The organism is Corynebacterium gottingense, assembly GCF_003693265.1.
Lineage (GTDB): Bacteria > Actinomycetota > Actinomycetes > Mycobacteriales > Mycobacteriaceae > Corynebacterium > Corynebacterium gottingense.
The window spans coordinates 1-2257 of sequence record NZ_RDRE01000093.1 but is presented as its reverse complement, the minus strand read 5'-3'; the positions used below and the strand labels follow the sequence as shown (position 1 = coordinate 2257).

At 65.2% G+C, this 2257-nt stretch carries 2 protein-coding genes; one reads left to right on the top strand and one right to left on the bottom strand.

The window, feature by feature from the left end:
- On the top strand, positions 1 to 588 hold a 588-nt coding region (locus EAW56_RS11820), incomplete at its 5' end, for an HAD-IC family P-type ATPase (protein WP_122086748.1).
- Here the strand turns inward: EAW56_RS11820 and dnaB are convergent.
- Positions 569 to 2068 (bottom strand): replicative DNA helicase, encoded by a 1500-nt coding sequence (gene dnaB / locus EAW56_RS11815; protein ID WP_095538189.1) that lies wholly within the window; start codon positions 2066 to 2068, stop codon positions 569 to 571. The two genes, EAW56_RS11820 and dnaB, sit on opposite strands and share 20 nt — an antisense overlap.
- Between the last annotated feature and the right edge of the window lie 189 nt (positions 2069 to 2257).

Sequence of the window (2257 nt, the reverse complement as noted above, 5' to 3'; positions counted from 1 at the left end):
GAGGTCGACGGGCACGCGGAAGGCATGGTCGCGGTCCGGGACACGGTGAAGCCGGACTCGGCCCGCGCTGTGGCGAAGCTGCGCGAGCTGGGGCTCACCCCGCACCTGCTCACCGGCGATAACGCGGGCGCCGCACGCGCCGTGGCCGAGGAAGTAGGCATCGACCCGGACAACGTCACCGCCGGCGTCCTGCCGGAGGACAAGGTGCGCGTGGTCCGCGAGCTGCAGGAGCAGGGGCGCCACGTGGCCATGGTCGGCGACGGCGTCAACGACGCAGCCGCGCTCGCGCAGGCCGACCTGGGCCTGGCCATGGGCGCCGGCACGGACGTGGCGATCGAGGCCTCCGACATCACCCTCATGCAGAACACGCTCATGTCTGCGGCGGACGCGATCCGCCTCTCGCGCCGCACCCTGCGCACCATCAAGGGCAACCTGTTCTGGGCGTTCGCCTACAACGTCGTGCTCGTCCCGGTCGCCGCGTTCGGCCTCCTCGACCCGATGCTAGCCGGTATCGCGATGGCCGTGTCCTCCGTGTTTGTGGTGTCCAACTCGCTGCGCCTACGCGGGTTTAGCCGTGCGCCATATTGACAAAGCGAGAGTAGTGCAGCTGGTGCGCCACCGGGATCGTGTCGATAGGGCCGCCGCGGTGCTTCGCGACGATAATGTCCGCCTCGCCCGCGCGCTCGTCGTCACGATCCTGTGAGTCCGGACGGTAGAGCAGGAACACCATGTCGGCGTCCTGCTCCAGCGAGCCTGACTCGCGAAGGTCCGCCAGCTGCGGCTTCTTATCCGTACGCGCCTCCGGGCCACGGTTCAGCTGCGAGATCGCAATCACCGGCACCTCCAGCTCCTTTGCCAGGAGCTTGAGGTTACGCGAGAACTCCGAGACCTCCTGCTGGCGCGACTCGACGCGCTTGCCCGAGCTCATCAGCTGCAGGTAGTCCAGCACCACCAGGTCCAGCCCGTGCTGCTGCTTCAGGCGCCGCGCCTTAGACCGGATCTCCATCATGGTGAGGTTTGGGGAATCGTCGATAAACAGCGGGGCGTCCTGGATCTCGGTGAGGCGGGTGGTGAGCTTCTCCCAATCCCGCTCCTCCATGTTGCCCGCTCGCATCGCGGACAGTTTGATCTCCGTCTCCGCCGACAGCATGCGCATGATGATCTCGGAGGCGCTCATCTCCAGCGAGAAGATCACGGAGGTCTTGCCGTGCTGGATGGAGCAGGAGCGCATGAAATCGAGCGCGAGCGTCGACTTACCCACGCCAGGTCGGGCCGCGATGATGATCATCTGGCCCGCGTGCAGGCCGTTCGTGAGGTTGTCCAGGTCCGTAAACCCGGTCGGCACGCCCTGGTCGAGGGCGCCGCCCTGAGCGATCTGCGTGAGCTCGTCGATAGTCGGCTTGAGCAGCTCCGAAAGGACGCGGTAGTCCTCGCCCTGGTTGTTGCGCGAGATCCCGAAGACCTCCTGCTGCGCGCGATCCACCAGCGCCTCGATCTCCATGCCGTCTTCGCCCTCGTAGCCCAGCTGCACCACGTGCGTACCGGCGTTGACAAGCTGCCGGAGGAGCGACTTCTCCTCCACGATCTCCGCGTAGTAGCGGGCGTTTGCCGACGTCGGCACCTCCGAAATCAGCGTATGCAGGTACGGCGCCCCGCCCACCCGCTCGAGCTGGTTCAGGCGGTCCAACCGCCCGGAGACGATGAGCACGTCGATCTGGCTGCCCGAGGAGAACAGCTCGATAATCGCCTGGTAAATCAGCTGGTGAGCCGGAAAGTAGAAGTCCTCCGGCTGCAGGCCCTCCGCGACGTCGAGCACGACCTCCTGGTTGAGCAGCATCGCGCCGAGCACCGAGCGCTCCGCGCGCTCGTCGTGCGGCGGTTGGCGGTACTCGCCCTGGCCGTTGCGCTGCCCCTGCTGTCCCCTCTGTCCTTGATACCGCTGATTCCCGCGACCTCGCCGCGAATTTCCGCTGAAGTCATCAAAGTCGCCAAATTCGCTGAACTCGTCGCGCGGCTCTGGCGGCAGGACGTAGTCATCATCAAAGCCGTGAAGTGCATCGTCGGCCATCGTCGTCACCCCTTTGTTTCATAGGCCTTCAGCGTACCGCGACGGCCAAACACTGCGTTTTCCACAGGTAGGTGTGGATAACTTGGGGATGAATCGACGTCTTGTACACACGGCCCAGGACAGGGTGTGGATAACTTGTGGATAACTAGTATCAGCGACCTGGGGAAACGGCGCATCGCTGCTGGTCAC